Genomic DNA, 15,148 nt, shown 5'->3' with positions numbered 1-15,148 from the left:
GGGAGGGAAGGGAAGAATGCTTCCCCCCCGCCCGGGGGGGGGGGGGGGGAGGGGGGGGGCGGGGCTTGCGGGAATCTGGCTGGAGAGGATTCCGATGGTGGTTCGGCGCGAGATTGGCCCCTCACCCCAACCCTCTCCCCGGAGGGGAGAGGGGGCAAACGAGACGCCGCCCGGAGGGCAGCGTGGCTTTTACTTCATAGAAGCGGGCGGCGTGGCTTTTACTTCGTAGCAGCGGGCGGCGTGGCTTTTATTGAATCTGGTACAGCAGGTCCCACACGCCATGCCCCAGCTTCAGCCCGCGCCGCTCGAAGTGGGTTTCGATGCGCCACGCGGGCTTCTCGGCATACTGGCCGGGGGCGACGGCGTTGCGCCAGCCGGGGGCCGCTTCCATCGTCGCCAGCATGTGCTCGGCGTAGGGCTGCCAGTCGGTGGCCAGGTGCAGCAGGCCGCCGGGGGCCATGCGCGAGGCGAGCAGGGCGACGAACCCGGGCTGGATGATGCGGCGCTTGTTGTGGCGCTTCTTGTGCCAGGGGTCGGGGAACCAGATGCGCGCCTCGGCCAGCGTGCCCGGCGCGATCTCGTGTTCCAGCACTTCCACGGCGTCGTGCCTGTAGAGGCGCACGTTGCTCGCGTCGCGGGCGGCCAGCGCATTCATCAGCCGGCCCACGCCGGGGCCGTGCACTTCCACGCCGAGGTAGTCGCGCGCCGGGTCGTGCTCGCTGGCCCAGGCCAGCGCCTCGCCGTTGCCGAAGCCGATCTCCAGCACCAGCGGCGCGGCACGGCCGAAGCGGGCGGCGAAGTCCTGCGCGTTGCCGCTGTAGTCGATGCCGTAGCGCGCCCAGTGCTCGTCGAACGCGCGCTGCTGCGCCGGCGTCATGCGGCCCTCGCGCAGCACGAAGCTGCGGATGCGGCGGAGATGGTCGGGAGGCGTGTGGTCGTCAGTCATGGCTGGCGGAAAGCTGTCGAGTGAACCCCTCTCCCTTGGGAGAGGGTGCCGCAGGCGGGTGAGGGTACGGGCGGAGCGAGTGGCTGGAGCGTGGCGCAAGACTCGCTTGCACGTTTCAGTCGAACCCTCACCCCCGGCCCCTCTCCCACGGGGAGAGGGGAGGCAAGTCAGCCGATGGTGCCGTCGATCGGGCTGGAGGCCGAGGCGTAGCGCTTGCGCGGGATGCGGCCGGCCTGGAACGCGGCGCGGCCGGCCTGGATCGCCAGCTTCATCGCGTGCGCCATCAGCACCGGGTGCTTCGCGCCGGCAATGGCGGTGTTCATCAGCACGCCGTCGCAACCGAGTTCCATCGCAACCGCCGCGTCGGAGGCTGTGCCCACGCCGGCGTCGACGATGACCGGCACCTTCGCGTTCTCCACGATCTCCAGCAGGTTGTAGCGGTTCTGGATGCCGAGGCCCGAGCCGATCGGCGCGGCCAGCGGCATCACCGCCACGCAGCCGATCTCTTCCAGCTTCTTCGCGAGGATCGGGTCGTCCGAGGTGTAGACCATCACATCGAAGCCGTCGGCCACCAGCTCCTCGGCGGCCTTCAGCGTTTCCACCACGTCGGGGAACAGGGTCTTCTGGTCGCCCAGCACTTCCAGCTTCACCAGCTTGTGGCCGTCCAGCAGCTCTCGCGCCAGCTTGCAGGTGCGCACGGCGTCCGCCGCGTTGTAGCAGCCGGCGGTGTTCGGCAGCAGGGTGAACTCGTCCGGCGGCAGCACGTCGAGCAGGCTGGGCGCGTTCGCGTCCTGGCCGATGTTCACGCGGCGGATCGCCACCGTGACGATCTCGGCGCCGGCCGCCTGCGAAGCCGCGCGGGTCTCGTCGAAATCCTTGTACTTGCCGGTGCCGGTGAGCAGGCGCGAGGCGTAGCTGGTGCCGGCGATGACCAGCGGATCGGTGACGTCGAGGGTCTTGAGGTTCATGGGGATGCCTTGCTGTGGCGGCGTCCGGCGCGGGCGTCGCGGGGATGCGGAGCGGGCGCCTGCGGTCATCCGCCGCCGATGGCGTGGACGATTTCGACCTGGTCGCCTTCGGCGAGCGCGCGACTCGCGTGCTGGCTGCGCGGCACGATCTCGCGGTTCAGTTCCACGGCCACGCGCCGGCCGCCGTAGCCTGCCGTTTCCAGCAACTGGGCGATGGTGGTGGCGGGGGCGCAATCGCGCGGCTGGCCGTTGAGCGTGATCTGCATGCGCCCATTGTAGCCGCTGGCGCCATGGGCGCCGAATCAGGCGCCCCGCCGCCGCATGGCGGACGACGGGGCGCCGGCTCCAGGCTCAGCGCTGCTGCTCGTCCTTGCGCGGCGGCGGCGCCTTGCGTTCCGGCGCAGCCTGCGGACGTTGTTCCTGCGGGGCCGGACGGGGCGCTTCGTAGCGCGGCTGCGGTTGCTGGTAGACCGGCCGCGCGTATTCGCGCTGCTGCTGCTGATAGGGCCGCGGGGCGTACTCGCGCGGCTGCGGCTGCACTTGCTGCTGCGGCTGCTGGTAGCTGGGCCGGGCATATTCGCGCGGTTGCGGCTGGTAGGACGGCGGCGCGGATTCGCGTTGCGGCGGCTGGTAGGGCGACTGGCGCTGCGGTGCGGGCTCGCGCATCGGCTCCGCACGCGGTGCCGCGTATTCCGGCGCACGGCTGCGTTCGACCGGCGCAGGCTGCACGGGCGCGCGTTCCAGCTGCGGCGGTTGCGGCAGCCTCAACGTGTTGGGCACGCGGCCGACGGGTTGCGGGCGTTGTTCCTGTGGGCCAGCGATGTTGCTGGAGCCCGGCTGCGGCGCCTGGCGCGGATCGGCGGGCAGCGCGCGGCGGATCGGTTCCACTGCGGGCAGGCTGCGCTCATCCGGGCGCGGATGGGCGAAACGGGCCGAAGGCAGGCTGCCTTCCGCCCGTGCCGGCGGCGGCTCCATCCGGCGCACGTTCGGCAGCGTGGCGGGTGCTGCATTCGGCGCCGGGCTTGCACGCGACGGCATCGGGGCGGCGCGGGCCGTCTCCGGCTGTCCGGGCGCCGGCCGTGCCGCGCCGCGGTTGTTCAGCACGCGCACGTTGGCGAACGGCGTGGCTTCGCGTTGCGGCATGCGCCCGGCCGTCGGCGCGAAGTTTTCGTGCACCGCAGGCAGGGCGGTCGGCGGCGGCGTGCGGGCCACCACGTTGCGGCGGAAGTCGGTGACCGGCAGCGGGCGTGCCTGCGGGTTGCGCGGCGCCGCCAGGCTGCGCGGGTCCGGCCGCACCGCGGTCACGCCACGGGCCAGCACCGGCGCGGCGGTCAACTGGCGCGGATCGACGCGCAGCAGGTCGCGCTGCACGCGATGGCCGCCGGCGAACGCGTTGCCGGGCACCGCGGTGAAGCCGCGCGGCGCTTCGCGGTTCGCGTAGCGCTGGTTCCGCGGGGCGCGGCCGTCGCGGTAGTAGTTGTACTGGTTGTTGATGTTGTTGATGACGGTGGTGCGGTAGACCGTGTTGTGCACGTAGATGTTGTTGACGTTGACGCGCTGGTAGTAGCCGCGGTCGCAGTGGTACCAGGGGTTGTAGACCTCGCCCGGGCCCAGCGGGAACCATCCCACCGGCGCGCCGCCGCCGATGCCGACCGACACGCTCCAGCCGCCGCCGCCCACGAACGCCACCAGCGCCGGCGCATACACCGGGCGCACGGTGCGCGGTCCCGGGATCCAGCCCCAGGCGCCGCCGATGTAGGCCCAGCGCCCGTAGTGGTAGGGCGCGAAGCCCCACGGCGAATCGTCCACCCAGGTCCAGCCCCAGGGCGCGATGTAGGCCCAGTGGCCGTCGCGGTACGGCGCCCAGCCCGCAGACACCTGGCTGGGGTACCAGACCGCGCCGTAGTCCGGGCTGTTCTGCCAGCTGCCGTACTGGTCGAGGTCCTGGTAGCCGACCACGTCGTCGGACACGTAGCGCATGCTCCGCGACTGCGCGTAGCGGTTGTCGCGCTCGCTGCACCACGCGTCGAACGCGTCGCCGCCGCCTATGCGGTTCACCGCGACCGCCCCCAGCGAGGAATCGTCGTACTGGTAGCTGCGGTCCTGGAACACGTCCTGCTGCGCGTTGTTCTCGCCGTAGACCGTGGCCTGGCCGTTGAACACGGTGACGCGGGTGCCGCCGCCGTCGTTGTCCACGTCGACCCGGAACGTGCCGGGGTGGTTGATCACCAGCGCCACCGTGGGCGTGTCGATCTCGTAGCTCTGGCCCTGGTCGAGGTTGCGCACGCTGAGGTTCAGCGTGCCCTGGGTGAGTTCCACCTGGGCGATGCTGTCGTTGAGGTTGAGCAGGCCGAAGTCGCTGCCGCCGGCCATGCGCAGGCTGGCGCCGCCCAGTTCCAGCTCGGCGCGCGCGCCGTCGCCGGTGGAGAGGCGGTCGCCGGTGGTCAGCGGCCGGTTGAGGTCGGCGCTGGCCCAGTCCTGGCTGCCGGCGGGCAGGAAGCCCAGGTCGCCGGCGATATAGGAAAGCCGCGCCACGCGATCCGGCGGCGAGCCGCCGTCCCCGCCGTCGGCGGACTGCGCCTGGGCCAGCGCGGCCACCGCGCACAGCAGCAGCGCGGCCAGCGGCCGCCAGCCGGGGCGGCGCCATGAAGCAAGCAGATGGACGAGCACACGCATGTGGAGTCTCCCGGTTCCGGTGCAACACGGGCCGGCATGGCGCGATGCCAAGCCTGGCCTCAAGCGCGTTGCCCTGCGCATTGACAGCCCGATTATGCCTACGGGAGGGATTAGGCCCGACTTAGTTTTTGCGCGGGCCGGGCTGGCGGTTCAGCCGTCGGATATCCGCCGGCCGGCAACCGTTCATGTCGGGAAGGGCTTGCCGGGCGGGGCGCCCGCGATTCCCACGGTGCCGTTTCCCGGGTTACCATCCGCGGACCGACGCGGGTGTAGCTCAATGGTAGAGCTGTAGCTTCCCAAGCTACTGACGAGGGTTCGATTCCCTTCACCCGCTCCATTGCTTCCCCGCAATGGCTTCCGTATCTCATCGCCACCCCAGCGAGCGCCCCGACCTCCGATGACCGATCCGACGACCCCGTGTCAGATCGTGTCCGGCCCGGTCGTGCTCGGCTGGCGCGAACGGCTGGCGTTGCCGCAGCTGGGCATCGCCCAGCTAAAGGCCAAGCTCGACACCGGCGCACGCAGCAGCGCGCTGCACGTGGAGGCGCTGGACAGCTTCTTTCGCGACGGCGCGGTGTGGCTGCGCTTCACCGTGCGCGCCGGGCGCCGGCTGGCGGACGAAGTGCGCTGCGAGGCGCCGGCGCTGGACCGGCGCACGGTCACCGACAGCGGCGGCCGCAGCACCGAGCGCTGGTTCATCCGCAGCGAGATCGTGCTGGCCGGCCAGCGCTTCGAGGCCGACATCAACCTGACCGATCGGCGGCACATGCTGTTCCCCATGCTGCTCGGCCGCAGCGCCCTGCAGGGGCGTTTCGCGATCGACCCGTCGCGCGCCTACACCCAGCCACGGCCGCTCCACGCGGCCACGGACTGCCCATGAAGATCGCCATCCTCTCGCGCAACACGCGGCTGTACTCGACCCAGCGGCTGGTGGAGGCCGCGCGCTCGCGCGGCCACGTGGTGCGCGTGCTCGATCCGCTGCGCTGCTACGTGCGCATCGCGCCCGGCAGCGTGGCGATCCGCTACAAGGGCAAGCCGGTGCGCGACCTCGATGCGGCGATCCCGCGCATCGGCACGCAGAGCACGTTCTACGGCACCGCGGTGCTGCGCCAGCTGGAGACGATGGGCGTGTACACGCCGAATTCCTCCGACGCGGTGCTGCGCGCGCGCGACAAGCTGCGCAGCCTGCAGATCCTCGCCGCCCAAGGCATCGCGATGCCGGTCACCGTGTTCGGCGACAACCCCGACGACACCCAGGACCTGCTCGCGATGCTGGGCGAGCCGCCGCACGTGATCAAGCTCAACGAAGGCAGCCAGGGCACCGGCGTGGTGCTGGCGGAAAAGCGCAGCGCCTCGCAGAGCGTGATCGAGGCGTTCCGCGGCCTCTACGCGAACTTCCTGGTGCAGGAGTTCGTCGCCGAGGCCAAGGGCTGCGACCTGCGCTGCTTCGTGGTCGGCGGCAAGGTGGTGGCCGCGATGCAGCGTGTGGCCAGCGCGGGCGAGTTCCGCGCCAACCTGCACCGCGGCGGCACGGCGGAGGCGGTGAAGCTCAGCGCCGCGGAACGGCGCATCGCCGAGCGCGCCGCCGCCGCGATGGGGCTGGGCATCGCCGGCGTCGACCTGCTGCGTTCGGAACGCGGCCCGCTGGTGCTGGAGGTCAACGCCTCGCCGGGGCTGGAGGGCATCGAGGCCGCCACCGGCGTGGACGTGGCCGGCGCGGTGATCCGTCTGCTGGAAACGCAGGTCGTGGCCGCGCCGCCGGTCGCGCGCCGCGCGCCGCGTGGGACGACTGCAGCATGAACGGCTGCCGCGCTGGTTAACCCGCGCCTAACTTGGGTGCTTCTATAACTCCCGTGCTGTCGATTTTTCCGGAGCGCGCCGCAAGGTTCGAATCGGTGGACGGCGGTAACGGGACGAGCCCTCTGCCCGGATGCGGCGGCCACTGGCCGGCACATCCGGGTTTTCTTTTTCTGCGGCCATGGCGTTCAGGCGCGAGCCGGCTTGTCGCGAGTTTCGCGGGCCGCAAATGTTAAGCTTGCCCTCCGGCCGGCCCCTGTCGTCGGCGGCATCGCGGAGCGGCGCATGCGCGTACTGGTAATCGAAGACAACAGCGATATCGCGACCAACATCGGCGACTATCTGGAAGATCGCGGCCACGTGGTGGACTTTGCCGGCGACGGCGTCACCGGCCTGCACCTGGCCGTGGTGCACGATTTCGACGTGCTGGTGCTGGACCTCACGCTGCCCGGCATGGACGGCCTGGAAGTCGCGCGCAAGCTGCGCCACGAGGCGCACAAGCAGACCCCGATCCTGATGCTCACCGCGCGCGACGCGCTGGAGCAGAAGCTCACCGGCTTCGAGTCCGGCGCCGACGACTACATGACCAAGCCGTTCGCGCTGCAGGAGCTGTCCGCGCGGCTGGAAGTGCTGGCACGCCGGGGCAAGGGGCCGCAGAGCCGCGTGCTCAAGGTGGCCGATCTCACCTACAACCTCGACACGCTCACGGTGAGCCGCGGCGGCAAGTCCATTCAGCTCAACCCGATCGGCCTCAAGCTGCTGCAGGCGCTGATGGAAGCCAGCCCCTCGGTGGTGACGCGGCAGGACCTGGAGCAGAAGGTGTGGGGCGAGGAGCTGCCCGATTCCGATTCCCTGCGCGTGCACATCCACGGCCTGCGCGCGGCGATCGACAAACCCTTCGACAAGCCGCTGATCCACACGCGGCACGGTATCGGCTACAGGATGGTCGAGCCGGATGCAGTCCAGGCGTAAGCTCCGGTTTCGCCTGGTCCTGTCCTTCGCGCTGTTCGGTTTCGGCCTCAGCGTGTTGTTCGCCGTGGCGTCGCTGTACGTGCGCGCCAAGGTCGAGGACCAGCTGGTGGTGTCCTCGCTGCAGCAGGACGCCGACAGCTACGCGCAACAGATGCACGAGTCGCCGGGCCAGCCGTTCTATTCCAAGCTGATGACCGGCTGGGGCTGGAGCGACCGCACCATCTACAAGGCGCCGCTGGCCTGGCAGAACCTGCCCAGCGGCGTGCACGACATCTACGAAACGGATGCGGACGGCCACCTGCGCCACTACAAGCTGGCGGTGAGTCGCCGCTTCGGACTGATCGCCTTCGTCCGGTACGACGTCAGCCGCGACGACCTGGGCAAGCGGCAGCTGTTCACGGCGCTGATCGCGGTGGTGCTGCTGTTCAGCCTGCTCTCGTTGGCGATCGGCCTGTGGCTGTCGCGCAAGGTGCTGAAGCCGGTGACCCAGCTGGCGCAGCGCATCCGCGACTTCCGCAAGGCCGGCAAGGCCGAGCCGTTGGCGCAGCATTTCGCCGACGACGAGGTGGGCGAATTGGCGCATGCGCTGGACGAGTATTCGGCGCGGCTCACCGCGATGGTGGAGCGCGACCGCGAGTTCAACTCCGACGTCAGCCACGAGCTGCGCACGCCGCTGGCGGTGATCTCCAGTACCACCGAGCTGCTGCAGGGCTCGCCCGATCTCACGCCCAAGCTGGCCGAACGCCTGAAGCGCATCGAGCGCGCCTCGCGCCAGGCCACCGAGCTGATCGAGGCGCTGCTGCTGCTGTCGCGCGCCGAGCGGCGCGGCCCCACCCGCGGCGAGACCACCGAGGTGGCCAAGGTCGCCGCCGACGTGATCGAGAGCCAGCGCCCGCAGGTGCGCGGCAAGCCGCTGGAGATCGAGCTGAATGCGCGCGAGCCGCTCAGCGTCAATGCGCCGGCCTCGGTGCTGGCGGTGGCGCTGACCAACCTGATCGGCAACGCGATCAAGTACACGCTGGAAGGCACGGTGCGCGTGGAGGTGGGCGCGGGCCGCGTCGAGGTGATCGACACCGGCCCCGGCATCAAGCCCGAGGACGCGGAGAAGCTGTTCCAGCGCGGCGTGCGCGGCGAGGGCGCGGGCGGCAGCGGTGCCGGCCTCGGCCTCGCCATCGTGCGCCGGCTGTGCGAGCTGTACGGCTGGCAGGTGTCGATGCGGCCGCGCGCCGACGCCAACGGCGCCGTCGCCAGCATCGTGTTCGGCTGAGGCGGCTCAGCGCAGCCGCAGCGCCAGCCACGACAGCAGCGCCAGCAGGTTGATGCCCACGCGCGACGCCGCCGGGCCGGCCAGCGCCAGCACGAAACCCTCGCTGCCGAAGTGCCAGTCCAGCCCCGGCCGCAGCGGCATGTGCAGCACGGCGTACACGTTGAGGAAGCCGCCGCAGTGCATGGCGTAGCTGAACACCGGCGTGGCGATCAGCGGCAGCTGCAGCAGCTGCGCCCAGCGCGAGAAGCGCACGCCGCGCTCGCTGTTCTCCAGCAGCAGCACGCCGGCCACCAGCACGAAGGCGTAGGCGGCCAGCGCGAGCAGCGCCTCGATCGAAACATGGAATGAGCCGAACCGCAGCAGCTGGCCCAGCTTCGCGGCGAGGCCGTACAAGCCGCCGGCCACTTCGAGGATGCCGATCAGGCGGAACAGGAGCTGGCGCACGTGCGTGACCTCGCGGGCAAAGGCGTGAAGTATGGAACCATCGGGGGGCCTGTCAGGCCATCAGCACGCCGCGCGCTTCTTCCACGATGGCGTGCGGCACGAAGCACGCGCTGTCCTTCGTGATCGGCGTGGCGTCCTCGCGCAGGCCCATGCCGCAGGCGCGGTCGCCCACCACCCAGCTGCCGATGAGCGGATAACGGCCGTCGAACGCAGGCAGGGGATGGCTGGCCTGGCGGATGCACGGGCCGTCGTAGGGACCGTCGCTGGCGAACTGCTGGCCGTTGGCGAGGTGCATCGCGATGTTCGCGCCCTCGCGCGAATGCAGCGGCTTGCGCGTCCAGCCGCGGGGCAGTTCGCCGCCGTCGTCGAACACCGCCGGCAGCAGGTTGGGGTGGCCGGTGTGGGTTTCCCACAGCAGCGGCAGGATGCCCTTGTTGCTGAGGATGGCCTTCCACGGCGGCTCGATCAGCTGCAGGCCCGAGCGCGGCAGGTGTTGGCCGAAGGATTCGCGGAACATGTCTTCCAGCGGGTACAGCTTGAACAGGCAGCCGATCACCCCGTCGTCGAGGTCGGTGTAGCGGCCGTCGGCAGAGATGCCGATGTCCTCCATCGCCAGCAGCTCGCAGTCGATGCCAGCCTGCAGCGCGCAGTCGCGCAGGTAGGCGACGGTGCCCTGGTCCTCGCTCGAGGCGCGCACGGCGGCGAGGCGGAACGGCCGCGCGATGGAGCGCGCGATGCTGCCGAACGCCTCCACCAGCGATTCCTGGATGGAGTTGAACTGGTCGGCGCCGGCCGGCAGCGCGTTGCGCGCGAGCTGGTCCTCCAGCCATTGCCACTGGAAGAACGCCGCCTCGAACAGCGAGGTGGGCGTGTCGTAGTTCAGCTCGTAGAGCTTGGCCGGTCCGGTGCCGTCGTAGGCGAAGTCCAGGCGTCCGTAGAGGTGCGGCTGCCGCTCGCGCCAGCTCGCCGCGATCCAGTCCCAGTACGGTTCGGGGATGGCGAGCCGGCGCAGCCATGCCTCGTTCGCCACGACGCGCTCGACCATGTCCAGCGCCATCGCGTGCAGTTCTTCGGTGGGCGCCTCGATGTCGCGTTCGATCTCGCGCAGGCTGAAGGCGTAGTACGCCGACTCGTCCCAGTACGGCGCGTCGTCGATGGTGTGGAAACCGAAGCCGCACCCGGCTGCCTTCGCGCGCCAGTCGGGGCGCTCGGCGCAGGCGACGCGGCGCATCAGCTGCCGGCGCCGCGGCTGCCGGAGGATTCGCCGAAGCCGCCGCGGCTCACCGTGACCGCGCGATCGGGCGTGGCGCTGACCGGCACCATCGCGGTGCCGGCGCCGCCGCGGTAGACGCCGCCGGTGCCTGCACCCGCGCCCGTGGCCGGGCGCTGCCAGTCGCCGCGGTTGTCGCGGAACGCCGGTGCGCTGTTGAAGCCGTTCATCGCCGCGCCGTTGCGCATCATCTGCGACAGGAAGAAGCCGGTCATCATCGGCCCGAAGAACGAGTGCTGCGCGTTGTCGTTGCGCTCCACGCACTGCTGCGCGCCGTACTTCGCCTCGCATTCCGCGCGGCTGGTGTAGCGCGGCGCGGTGGCGACCGCATCCTGCTGTGCCTTGGCGAACGCCTGCTTGCAGGTGGCGCTGTCGTTCGTCGCCGCCACGCAGGCCTCGACCGAGGTGTACAGGCCCTGGCGCGAAGCCTCCCTGTCGGAGTTGCAGGCGGTCAGCAGGATCGGGGCGGTGCCCATCAGCAGCAGGGCGGCGGTGCGCGATCGTTTCATGGGATGTGCCGTCAATTCATTCGCCCGAGTGTGGCAGTTCGCGGCGGCGCGGGGAAGCCCGCAGGCCGGCTCAATCCAGCGTGTCCGCCAGTTCGTGCAGGTCGGCGATGTGCTCGTCCCACCAGCGTGCCTCGGCCGCGAACGGGAACGCGGCGGGGAAGGCGGGGTCGTGCCAGCGCTGGGCGATCCAGCCGGCGTAGTGCAGCTGGCGCATCGCGCGCAGCGCGGGCACCAGCGCGAGTTCCGCGGGGTCGAAGTCGCGCAGCTGGGTGTAGCCGTCCAGCAGGGCGCGCATCGCCGCGTCGTCGCTGGCGAGCATCCACAGGTCCTGCACGGCCGGGCCCATGCGCGCGTCGTCGAGGTCGACGAAGTGCGGGCCGGCGTCGGTCCACAGGATGTTGCCGGGGTGGCAGTCGCCGTGCAGGCGCAGGCTGCGCACGGGGCCCACGGTGTCGAGGCGCGCGGCTACCGCTGCATCGAGCCGCTGCGCCGCGCTGCGATAGGCGGCGTGCAGATGCGTGGGCAGCAGGGACGAGGCCAGCACGGCCTGCATCGGCTGCGCGATCAGCGTGGCGCGGTCGAGCGTGCCGCGATGCGCGAACGGGCGGCGCGAGCCCACCGCATGCAGGCGCGCGAGCAGGCGGCCCAGCCATTCCAGTTGCTCGGGCGATTCCAGCGTCGGCGCGCGGCCGCCGTGGCGCGGCGCCAGCGCGTAGCGGAAACCGCCGTGCTGAAGCAGGCTGCGGCCATCAAACCGCAGCGGCGCCACCATCGGCACCTCGTCGTCGGCCAGCTCCTGTGCGAACGCGTGTTCCTCGAGGATCGCCGCATCGCTCCAGCGGCCCGGCCGGTAGAACTTCGCGACCACCGGTGCGGCATCCTCGATGCCCACCTGCCACACGCGGTTCTCGTAGCTGTTGAGCGCGAGCAGGCGGCCGTCCGGCCACAGTCCGCAGGCATCCACGGCGTCGAGCACCAGGTCGGGGCTGAGGCCGGCGTAGGGCGTGTCGCTCAACGCGACGCCACCACGTCGACCGGCACCACCGCCATCGTCAGTCGCGACACGCATACCAGCCGCTGCTGTTCGTCCTCGATGCGGATCTCCCATACGTGGGTGCTGCGGCCCAGGTGCAGCGCCTTCGCGGTGCCGGTGACCGTGCCCCCGCGCACGCCGCGGATGTGGTTCGCATTGATCTCCAGGCCCACGGCGCGGGCCTGCGCGGGATCGAGCGAAAGCATCGCCGCGGTGCTGCCCAGGGTCTCGGCCAGCGCCACCGAGGCGCCGCCGTGCAGCAGGCCGTAGGGCTGGTGGGTGCGGTGATCCACCGGCATCGTGCCGCGCAGCCAGTCCTCGCCGATGTCGGTGATGCGGATGCCCAGCACCTCCATCAGCGTGTTCGCGCTCCACGCGTTGATGCGCGCCAGGTCGATTTCCTGCTGCCAGATGCCCATGGTGGTTCCTCGTGTAGCCGTCGTCGCTGGCATGCATTGTCGGCCGACCGCCATCGCGGCGACAATGTGCAGGTGTTCACCGTCACCTTGCAACGCACCGGCCGCCGTTTCGACGTGGCCGCGGGCGAAACCGTGCTGGAAGCCGCGCAGCGTGCCGGCATCGCCCTGCCGTATTCCTGCCGCGCCGGCGTCTGCGGCAGCTGCAAGGCCACCTTGCTGGCCGGTCGCTGCGAATACCCGCGCAACCCGCCGCTGGCGCTGGACGCGGACGAACGCGCCCGCCACGCCGTGCTGCTGTGCCAGGCGGTGCCGGCCAGCGACCTGCTGCTGGAAGCGCGCGAGGTGGCCTCGGTGGAAGACATCGCGCGGCGCCGGCTCGCCGTGCGCGTGGCCGAGAAGCGGCTGCTGGCGCCCGACGTGACCGGCCTGCACCTGCTGCCGGCCGCGGGCCAGTCGCGCCTGCAATGGCTGCCGGGGCAGTACCTCGACGTGCTGCTGGACGGGGATCGCCGCCGCCCGTTCTCCATCGCCAACGGACCGCAGCCCGATGGCACGATCGAACTGCACGTGCGCCACGTCGCTGGCGGCGGCTTCACCTCGTGGGTGGCCGACGGCCTCGCGGTGGGCGAGACGCTGCACATCGAGGGGCCGCTGGGCACCTTCGTGGCGCGCGAGGATTCGGAGCGGCCGATGATCTTCATGGCCGGCGGCACCGGCATCGCGCCGGTGAAGGCGATCGTCGAGCACTTCCTCGCGCTGGGTACGCGTCGCGCGATGGACATCTATTGGGGCGTGCGCAGCGCGGCCGACCTGTACCTGCTGCCGCAGATCGGGCAGTGGCGGCGGCAGGCGCCGCAACTGCGCTTCCACGCGGTGCTGTCCGAGGCCGGGCAGGCCGTCGCCGCAGGGCAGCGCGCGGGACTGGTGCACGAGGCGGTGCTGGCCGATCACCCGGAGCTGTCGGCCCACGACGTCTACATGAGCGGGCCGCCCGCGATGATCGACCTCGCGCGCCACCGCTTCGTGGCGGCGGGTCTGCCGGAGGACCGGCTCTACTACGACTCGTTCGACTACGCACCGGACGTGCTGGCGCAGATCATCGCCGGCCGCGCCGGTTTTCACCCGGCGACCTGAGCGGGGCGGGCGTCGGCCCTTACCTGTTGCCCTTGGCCACCGGCAGCTGCGCCTGCTGCCAGGACAGCACGCCGCCGCCCAGGGTGTAGACCTTCTGGAAGCCGGCCTTGACCAGGCGCTGCGAGGCCTTCACCGAGTTGCCGCGGCCGTCCTTGTCCATCACCACCACCGGCAGCTCCTTGGCCTTGGCGAGGTCCTTGTGCTCGGGGTCGAACTGGCTCATCAGCACGTGGCGCGCGCCGGGCACGTGCATCTTCTCGAAGTCGGCGATCGCCGAAAGGTCGATCAGCAGCGGGCTGTCGCGGTTGATGAGCTGGGTCAGGCCGGCCGGCGTCAGCTCCTTGCTCTTGCCGAACAGCAGGCTGACCTGCACCACGATCAGCCCAATCAGCAGGATCGCGAACAGCGCGGCCATCGCCGCATGGTTGCCAATGAACTGGGGCAGCTTGTGCAGGAAATCTTGCATGTCGTTTCCACGGGGCGCGACAGCCGCGCCGCTACGGTCGAACCGGCGATTATACGGGCATCGGCAGCCGCCATCAGTGCTTGTCGATATCCGGCAGGCCGCTCTCCAGCCACCAGTGCTTCGCCTTCTCGTCGTAGCGCCACACCTGCTGCGCGACGATGCTGCGCTCGGCCTGGGTGTGGATGTTGACGAAGCTGATCCGCACCGTCTGCTGCACCTTCTCGCTGCCCAGCGCCACGGGGCCGGAGCCGTCGTCGTAATCGCTCACCCGCACCTGCCGGTAGCGCGCCAGGTCGAAATCGGTGGGCGGATGCGCCTTCAGCACCTCGGGGTCGACGAATTGCAGCCCGCTCTCCAGGCCGTTCCAGCGCACCGCGCTGCCGTAGGCGTTCAGTGTGGCGACCAGGCTGTCGTTGCGGACGTTCTGGGCGCAGGCGGCCAGCAGCAGGGCGGTGCTGGCGGCGAGCAGGAGCAGGATGCGGCGCATGGCGGTATGTCCCCCGGGTAACCGCGCCATTCTGCGGCGGCGGGGGCGCCGCTTCAATCGCGGATCAATCGGCGCGCGACTTGGCCACGAAACGGGCGGACAGCGTGGCCGCCGGCTTGCCGTCCGTGCCGGGCACCTCGCATTCCACCTCGATGCGCGCCTTGCCGCGCGAACGCAGGGTGGCGAAGAAGCCGGTCCAGTCCGCGTCTCCGGCCAGGCACGCCTCGGCGCGGAAGTCGGCCCACACCGGCTGCAGGTAGCGCACGGTGGATTCGCCCACGAACACGTCGCAGTCGTGGCCTCGCGCGCGCAGCGCCAGTTCCACCAGGCCCCAGCCGGTCAGCGTCATCAGGCTCACCAGGCTGCCGCCGAACACGCAGCCCTTGTCGTTGACGTTCGGCGCCAGCGGCGCACGCAGCGCCAGCCGGTCGTCGTCGTGGGCCTGCAGTTCGAGATCCATCGCCCGCGCGAGCGGGATTTTTTCGCGGATGAAGCGGACCAGTTCGGGGGCGGCGTCGGTACTCGGGGTCACGGGCGATCCATGGCGGGCGATGGCAGCGGCTAGACTGCGGGCTGAGCAAACCGGAATGATGTGGGGCGCGGGTGCCTTCCTCAAGTGCAAGCAAACCGCGGGCGTTGCATGGCCGCGTGGTGGTGATCACGCGCCCCGTGGGCGACGGCGCGGCGCTGGCGCGGCGCGTGCGCGCCGCTGGCGGCGTGCCGCTGCTGCTGCCCGGCCTGTCGCTGCGCGGCATGGCGG

Annotated in this window: 17 protein-coding genes and 1 tRNA gene; 6 read left to right on the top strand and 12 right to left on the bottom strand. The window is 70.9% G+C overall.

Going from position 1 to position 15,148, the window contains the following annotated elements; all coding sequences use genetic code 11:
- Nucleotides 1-247: 247 nt before the first annotated feature.
- The 4 genes from trmB to PCA_RS13700 form a co-directional block, all read right to left on the bottom strand.
- Nucleotides 248-946 (bottom strand): tRNA (guanosine(46)-N7)-methyltransferase TrmB, encoded by a 699-nt coding sequence (trmB, locus tag PCA_RS13715; RefSeq protein WP_181303181.1) that lies wholly within the window; start codon nt 944-946, stop codon nt 248-250.
- A gap of 167 nt (nt 947-1,113) precedes the next feature.
- A complete protein-coding gene (locus tag PCA_RS13710; protein WP_181303180.1) occupies nt 1,114-1,914 on the bottom strand; it encodes a thiazole synthase in 801 nt (266 codons plus the stop codon).
- 65 nt (nt 1,915-1,979) lie between these two features.
- On the bottom strand, nt 1,980-2,180 hold the full coding sequence (gene thiS / locus PCA_RS13705; protein WP_181303179.1) for a sulfur carrier protein ThiS: 201 nt from the start codon (nt 2,178-2,180) through the stop codon (nt 1,980-1,982).
- 85 nt (nt 2,181-2,265) lie between these two features.
- The gene (locus PCA_RS13700; protein WP_181303178.1) at nt 2,266-4,590 is read right to left on the bottom strand and encodes a DUF6600 domain-containing protein; all 2,325 of its coding nucleotides are present in this window, start codon (nt 4,588-4,590) and stop codon (nt 2,266-2,268) included.
- 263 nt (nt 4,591-4,853) lie between these two features.
- Between PCA_RS13700 and PCA_RS13695 the strand changes: the two genes are divergently transcribed.
- The 5 genes from PCA_RS13695 to PCA_RS13675 all read left to right on the top strand — a co-directional run bounded on the left by PCA_RS13695 (nt 4,854) and on the right by PCA_RS13675 (nt 8,626).
- Nucleotides 4,854-4,927, top strand: a tRNA-Gly gene (locus tag PCA_RS13695).
- A 90-nt stretch (nt 4,928-5,017) separates the two neighbouring features.
- Nucleotides 5,018-5,470 carry a RimK/LysX family protein gene (locus PCA_RS13690; RefSeq protein ID WP_181303177.1) on the top strand — a complete coding sequence of 151 codons (453 nt, stop codon included), beginning with the start codon at nt 5,018-5,020 and terminating at the stop codon, nt 5,468-5,470.
- A complete protein-coding gene (gene rimK, locus PCA_RS13685; RefSeq protein ID WP_181303176.1) occupies nt 5,467-6,390 on the top strand; it encodes a 30S ribosomal protein S6--L-glutamate ligase in 924 nt (307 codons plus the stop codon). Before PCA_RS13690 ends, rimK begins: the two co-directional genes overlap by 4 nt.
- A gap of 282 nt (nt 6,391-6,672) precedes the next feature.
- Entirely contained in the window at nt 6,673-7,359 is a 687-nt protein-coding gene (locus PCA_RS13680; RefSeq protein ID WP_181303175.1) for a response regulator transcription factor, read from the top strand.
- Nucleotides 7,343-8,626, top strand: a complete 1,284-nt coding sequence (locus PCA_RS13675; RefSeq protein ID WP_181303174.1) for a HAMP domain-containing sensor histidine kinase — start codon at nt 7,343-7,345, stop codon at nt 8,624-8,626. Before PCA_RS13680 ends, PCA_RS13675 begins: the two co-directional genes overlap by 17 nt.
- 6 nt (nt 8,627-8,632) lie before the next feature.
- Here the strand turns inward: PCA_RS13675 and PCA_RS13670 are convergent, their stop codons facing one another.
- The 5 genes from PCA_RS13670 to PCA_RS13650 form a co-directional block, all read right to left on the bottom strand.
- On the bottom strand, nt 8,633-9,070 hold the full coding sequence (locus PCA_RS13670; RefSeq protein WP_181303173.1) for a hypothetical protein: 438 nt from the start codon (nt 9,068-9,070) through the stop codon (nt 8,633-8,635).
- Between the two features lie 52 nt (nt 9,071-9,122).
- Complete coding sequence (locus PCA_RS13665) at nt 9,123-10,301, bottom strand: glutathionylspermidine synthase family protein (RefSeq protein ID WP_181303172.1); 1,179 nt, start codon at nt 10,299-10,301, stop codon at nt 9,123-9,125.
- Nucleotides 10,301-10,849 carry a DUF1190 domain-containing protein gene (locus PCA_RS13660; RefSeq protein WP_181303171.1) on the bottom strand — a complete coding sequence of 183 codons (549 nt, stop codon included), beginning with the start codon at nt 10,847-10,849 and terminating at the stop codon, nt 10,301-10,303. The genes PCA_RS13665 and PCA_RS13660 overlap by 1 nt, the downstream gene beginning before the upstream one ends.
- Before the next feature lie 70 nt (nt 10,850-10,919).
- Nucleotides 10,920-11,864 (bottom strand): serine/threonine protein kinase, encoded by a 945-nt coding sequence (locus tag PCA_RS13655; protein WP_255436870.1) that lies wholly within the window; start codon nt 11,862-11,864, stop codon nt 10,920-10,922.
- Nucleotides 11,861-12,301, bottom strand: a complete 441-nt coding sequence (locus PCA_RS13650; RefSeq protein ID WP_181303169.1) for a hotdog fold thioesterase — start codon at nt 12,299-12,301, stop codon at nt 11,861-11,863. The genes PCA_RS13655 and PCA_RS13650 overlap by 4 nt, the downstream gene beginning before the upstream one ends.
- A 72-nt stretch (nt 12,302-12,373) precedes the next feature.
- Between PCA_RS13650 and PCA_RS13645 the strand changes: the two genes are divergently transcribed.
- Nucleotides 12,374-13,435, top strand: coding sequence for a 2Fe-2S iron-sulfur cluster-binding protein (locus PCA_RS13645; protein WP_181303183.1), 1,062 nt, complete (start codon nt 12,374-12,376; stop codon nt 13,433-13,435).
- A 19-nt stretch (nt 13,436-13,454) separates the two neighbouring features.
- On the opposite strand, the gene PCA_RS13640 is transcribed toward PCA_RS13645, so the two are convergent.
- From PCA_RS13640 to PCA_RS13630, 3 genes are all read right to left on the bottom strand, one after another.
- Entirely contained in the window at nt 13,455-13,901 is a 447-nt protein-coding gene (locus PCA_RS13640; RefSeq protein ID WP_181303168.1) for a rhodanese-like domain-containing protein, read from the bottom strand.
- A 73-nt stretch (nt 13,902-13,974) separates the two neighbouring features.
- Nucleotides 13,975-14,388 (bottom strand): hypothetical protein, encoded by a 414-nt coding sequence (locus PCA_RS13635; RefSeq protein ID WP_181303167.1) that lies wholly within the window; start codon nt 14,386-14,388, stop codon nt 13,975-13,977.
- 64 nt (nt 14,389-14,452) lie between these two features.
- Nucleotides 14,453-14,920 carry a YiiD C-terminal domain-containing protein gene (locus PCA_RS13630; RefSeq protein ID WP_343204456.1) on the bottom strand — a complete coding sequence of 156 codons (468 nt, stop codon included), beginning with the start codon at nt 14,918-14,920 and terminating at the stop codon, nt 14,453-14,455.
- Nucleotides 14,921-15,148 lie beyond the last annotated feature (228 nt).

It is taken from the genome of Rhodanobacter sp. PCA2 (assembly GCF_013620825.1).
Taxonomy (GTDB): Bacteria; Pseudomonadota; Gammaproteobacteria; order Xanthomonadales; family Rhodanobacteraceae; genus Rhodanobacter_A.
Note: the sequence above shows the minus strand (reverse complement) of the source record. Positions and strands in the feature narration are given on the sequence as shown.

Bases quoted from the DNA above. Each gene is read 5' to 3' on its own strand.
- PCA_RS13635 (WP_181303167.1), bottom strand. From the start codon at position 14,388: ATGCGCCGCATCCTGCTCCTGCTCGCCGCCAGCACCGCCCTGCTGCTG.
- rimK (WP_181303176.1), top strand. From the start codon at position 5,467: ATGAAGATCGCCATCCTCTCGCGCAACACGCGGCTGTACTCGACCCAG.
- trmB (WP_181303181.1), bottom strand. From the start codon at position 946: ATGACTGACGACCACACGCCTCCCGACCATCTCCGCCGCATCCGCAGC.
- PCA_RS13675 (WP_181303174.1), top strand. From the start codon at position 7,343: ATGCAGTCCAGGCGTAAGCTCCGGTTTCGCCTGGTCCTGTCCTTCGCG.
- PCA_RS13710 (WP_181303180.1), bottom strand. From the start codon at position 1,914: ATGAACCTCAAGACCCTCGACGTCACCGATCCGCTGGTCATCGCCGGC.
- PCA_RS13660 (WP_181303171.1), bottom strand. From the start codon at position 10,849: ATGAAACGATCGCGCACCGCCGCCCTGCTGCTGATGGGCACCGCCCCG.
- PCA_RS13665 (WP_181303172.1), bottom strand. From the start codon at position 10,301: ATGCGCCGCGTCGCCTGCGCCGAGCGCCCCGACTGGCGCGCGAAGGCA.
- PCA_RS13650 (WP_181303169.1), bottom strand. From the start codon at position 12,301: ATGGGCATCTGGCAGCAGGAAATCGACCTGGCGCGCATCAACGCGTGG.
- thiS (WP_181303179.1), bottom strand. From the start codon at position 2,180: ATGCAGATCACGCTCAACGGCCAGCCGCGCGATTGCGCCCCCGCCACC.
- PCA_RS13700 (WP_181303178.1), bottom strand. From the start codon at position 4,590: ATGCGTGTGCTCGTCCATCTGCTTGCTTCATGGCGCCGCCCCGGCTGG.
- PCA_RS13680 (WP_181303175.1), top strand. From the start codon at position 6,673: ATGCGCGTACTGGTAATCGAAGACAACAGCGATATCGCGACCAACATC.
- PCA_RS13640 (WP_181303168.1), bottom strand. From the start codon at position 13,901: ATGCAAGATTTCCTGCACAAGCTGCCCCAGTTCATTGGCAACCATGCG.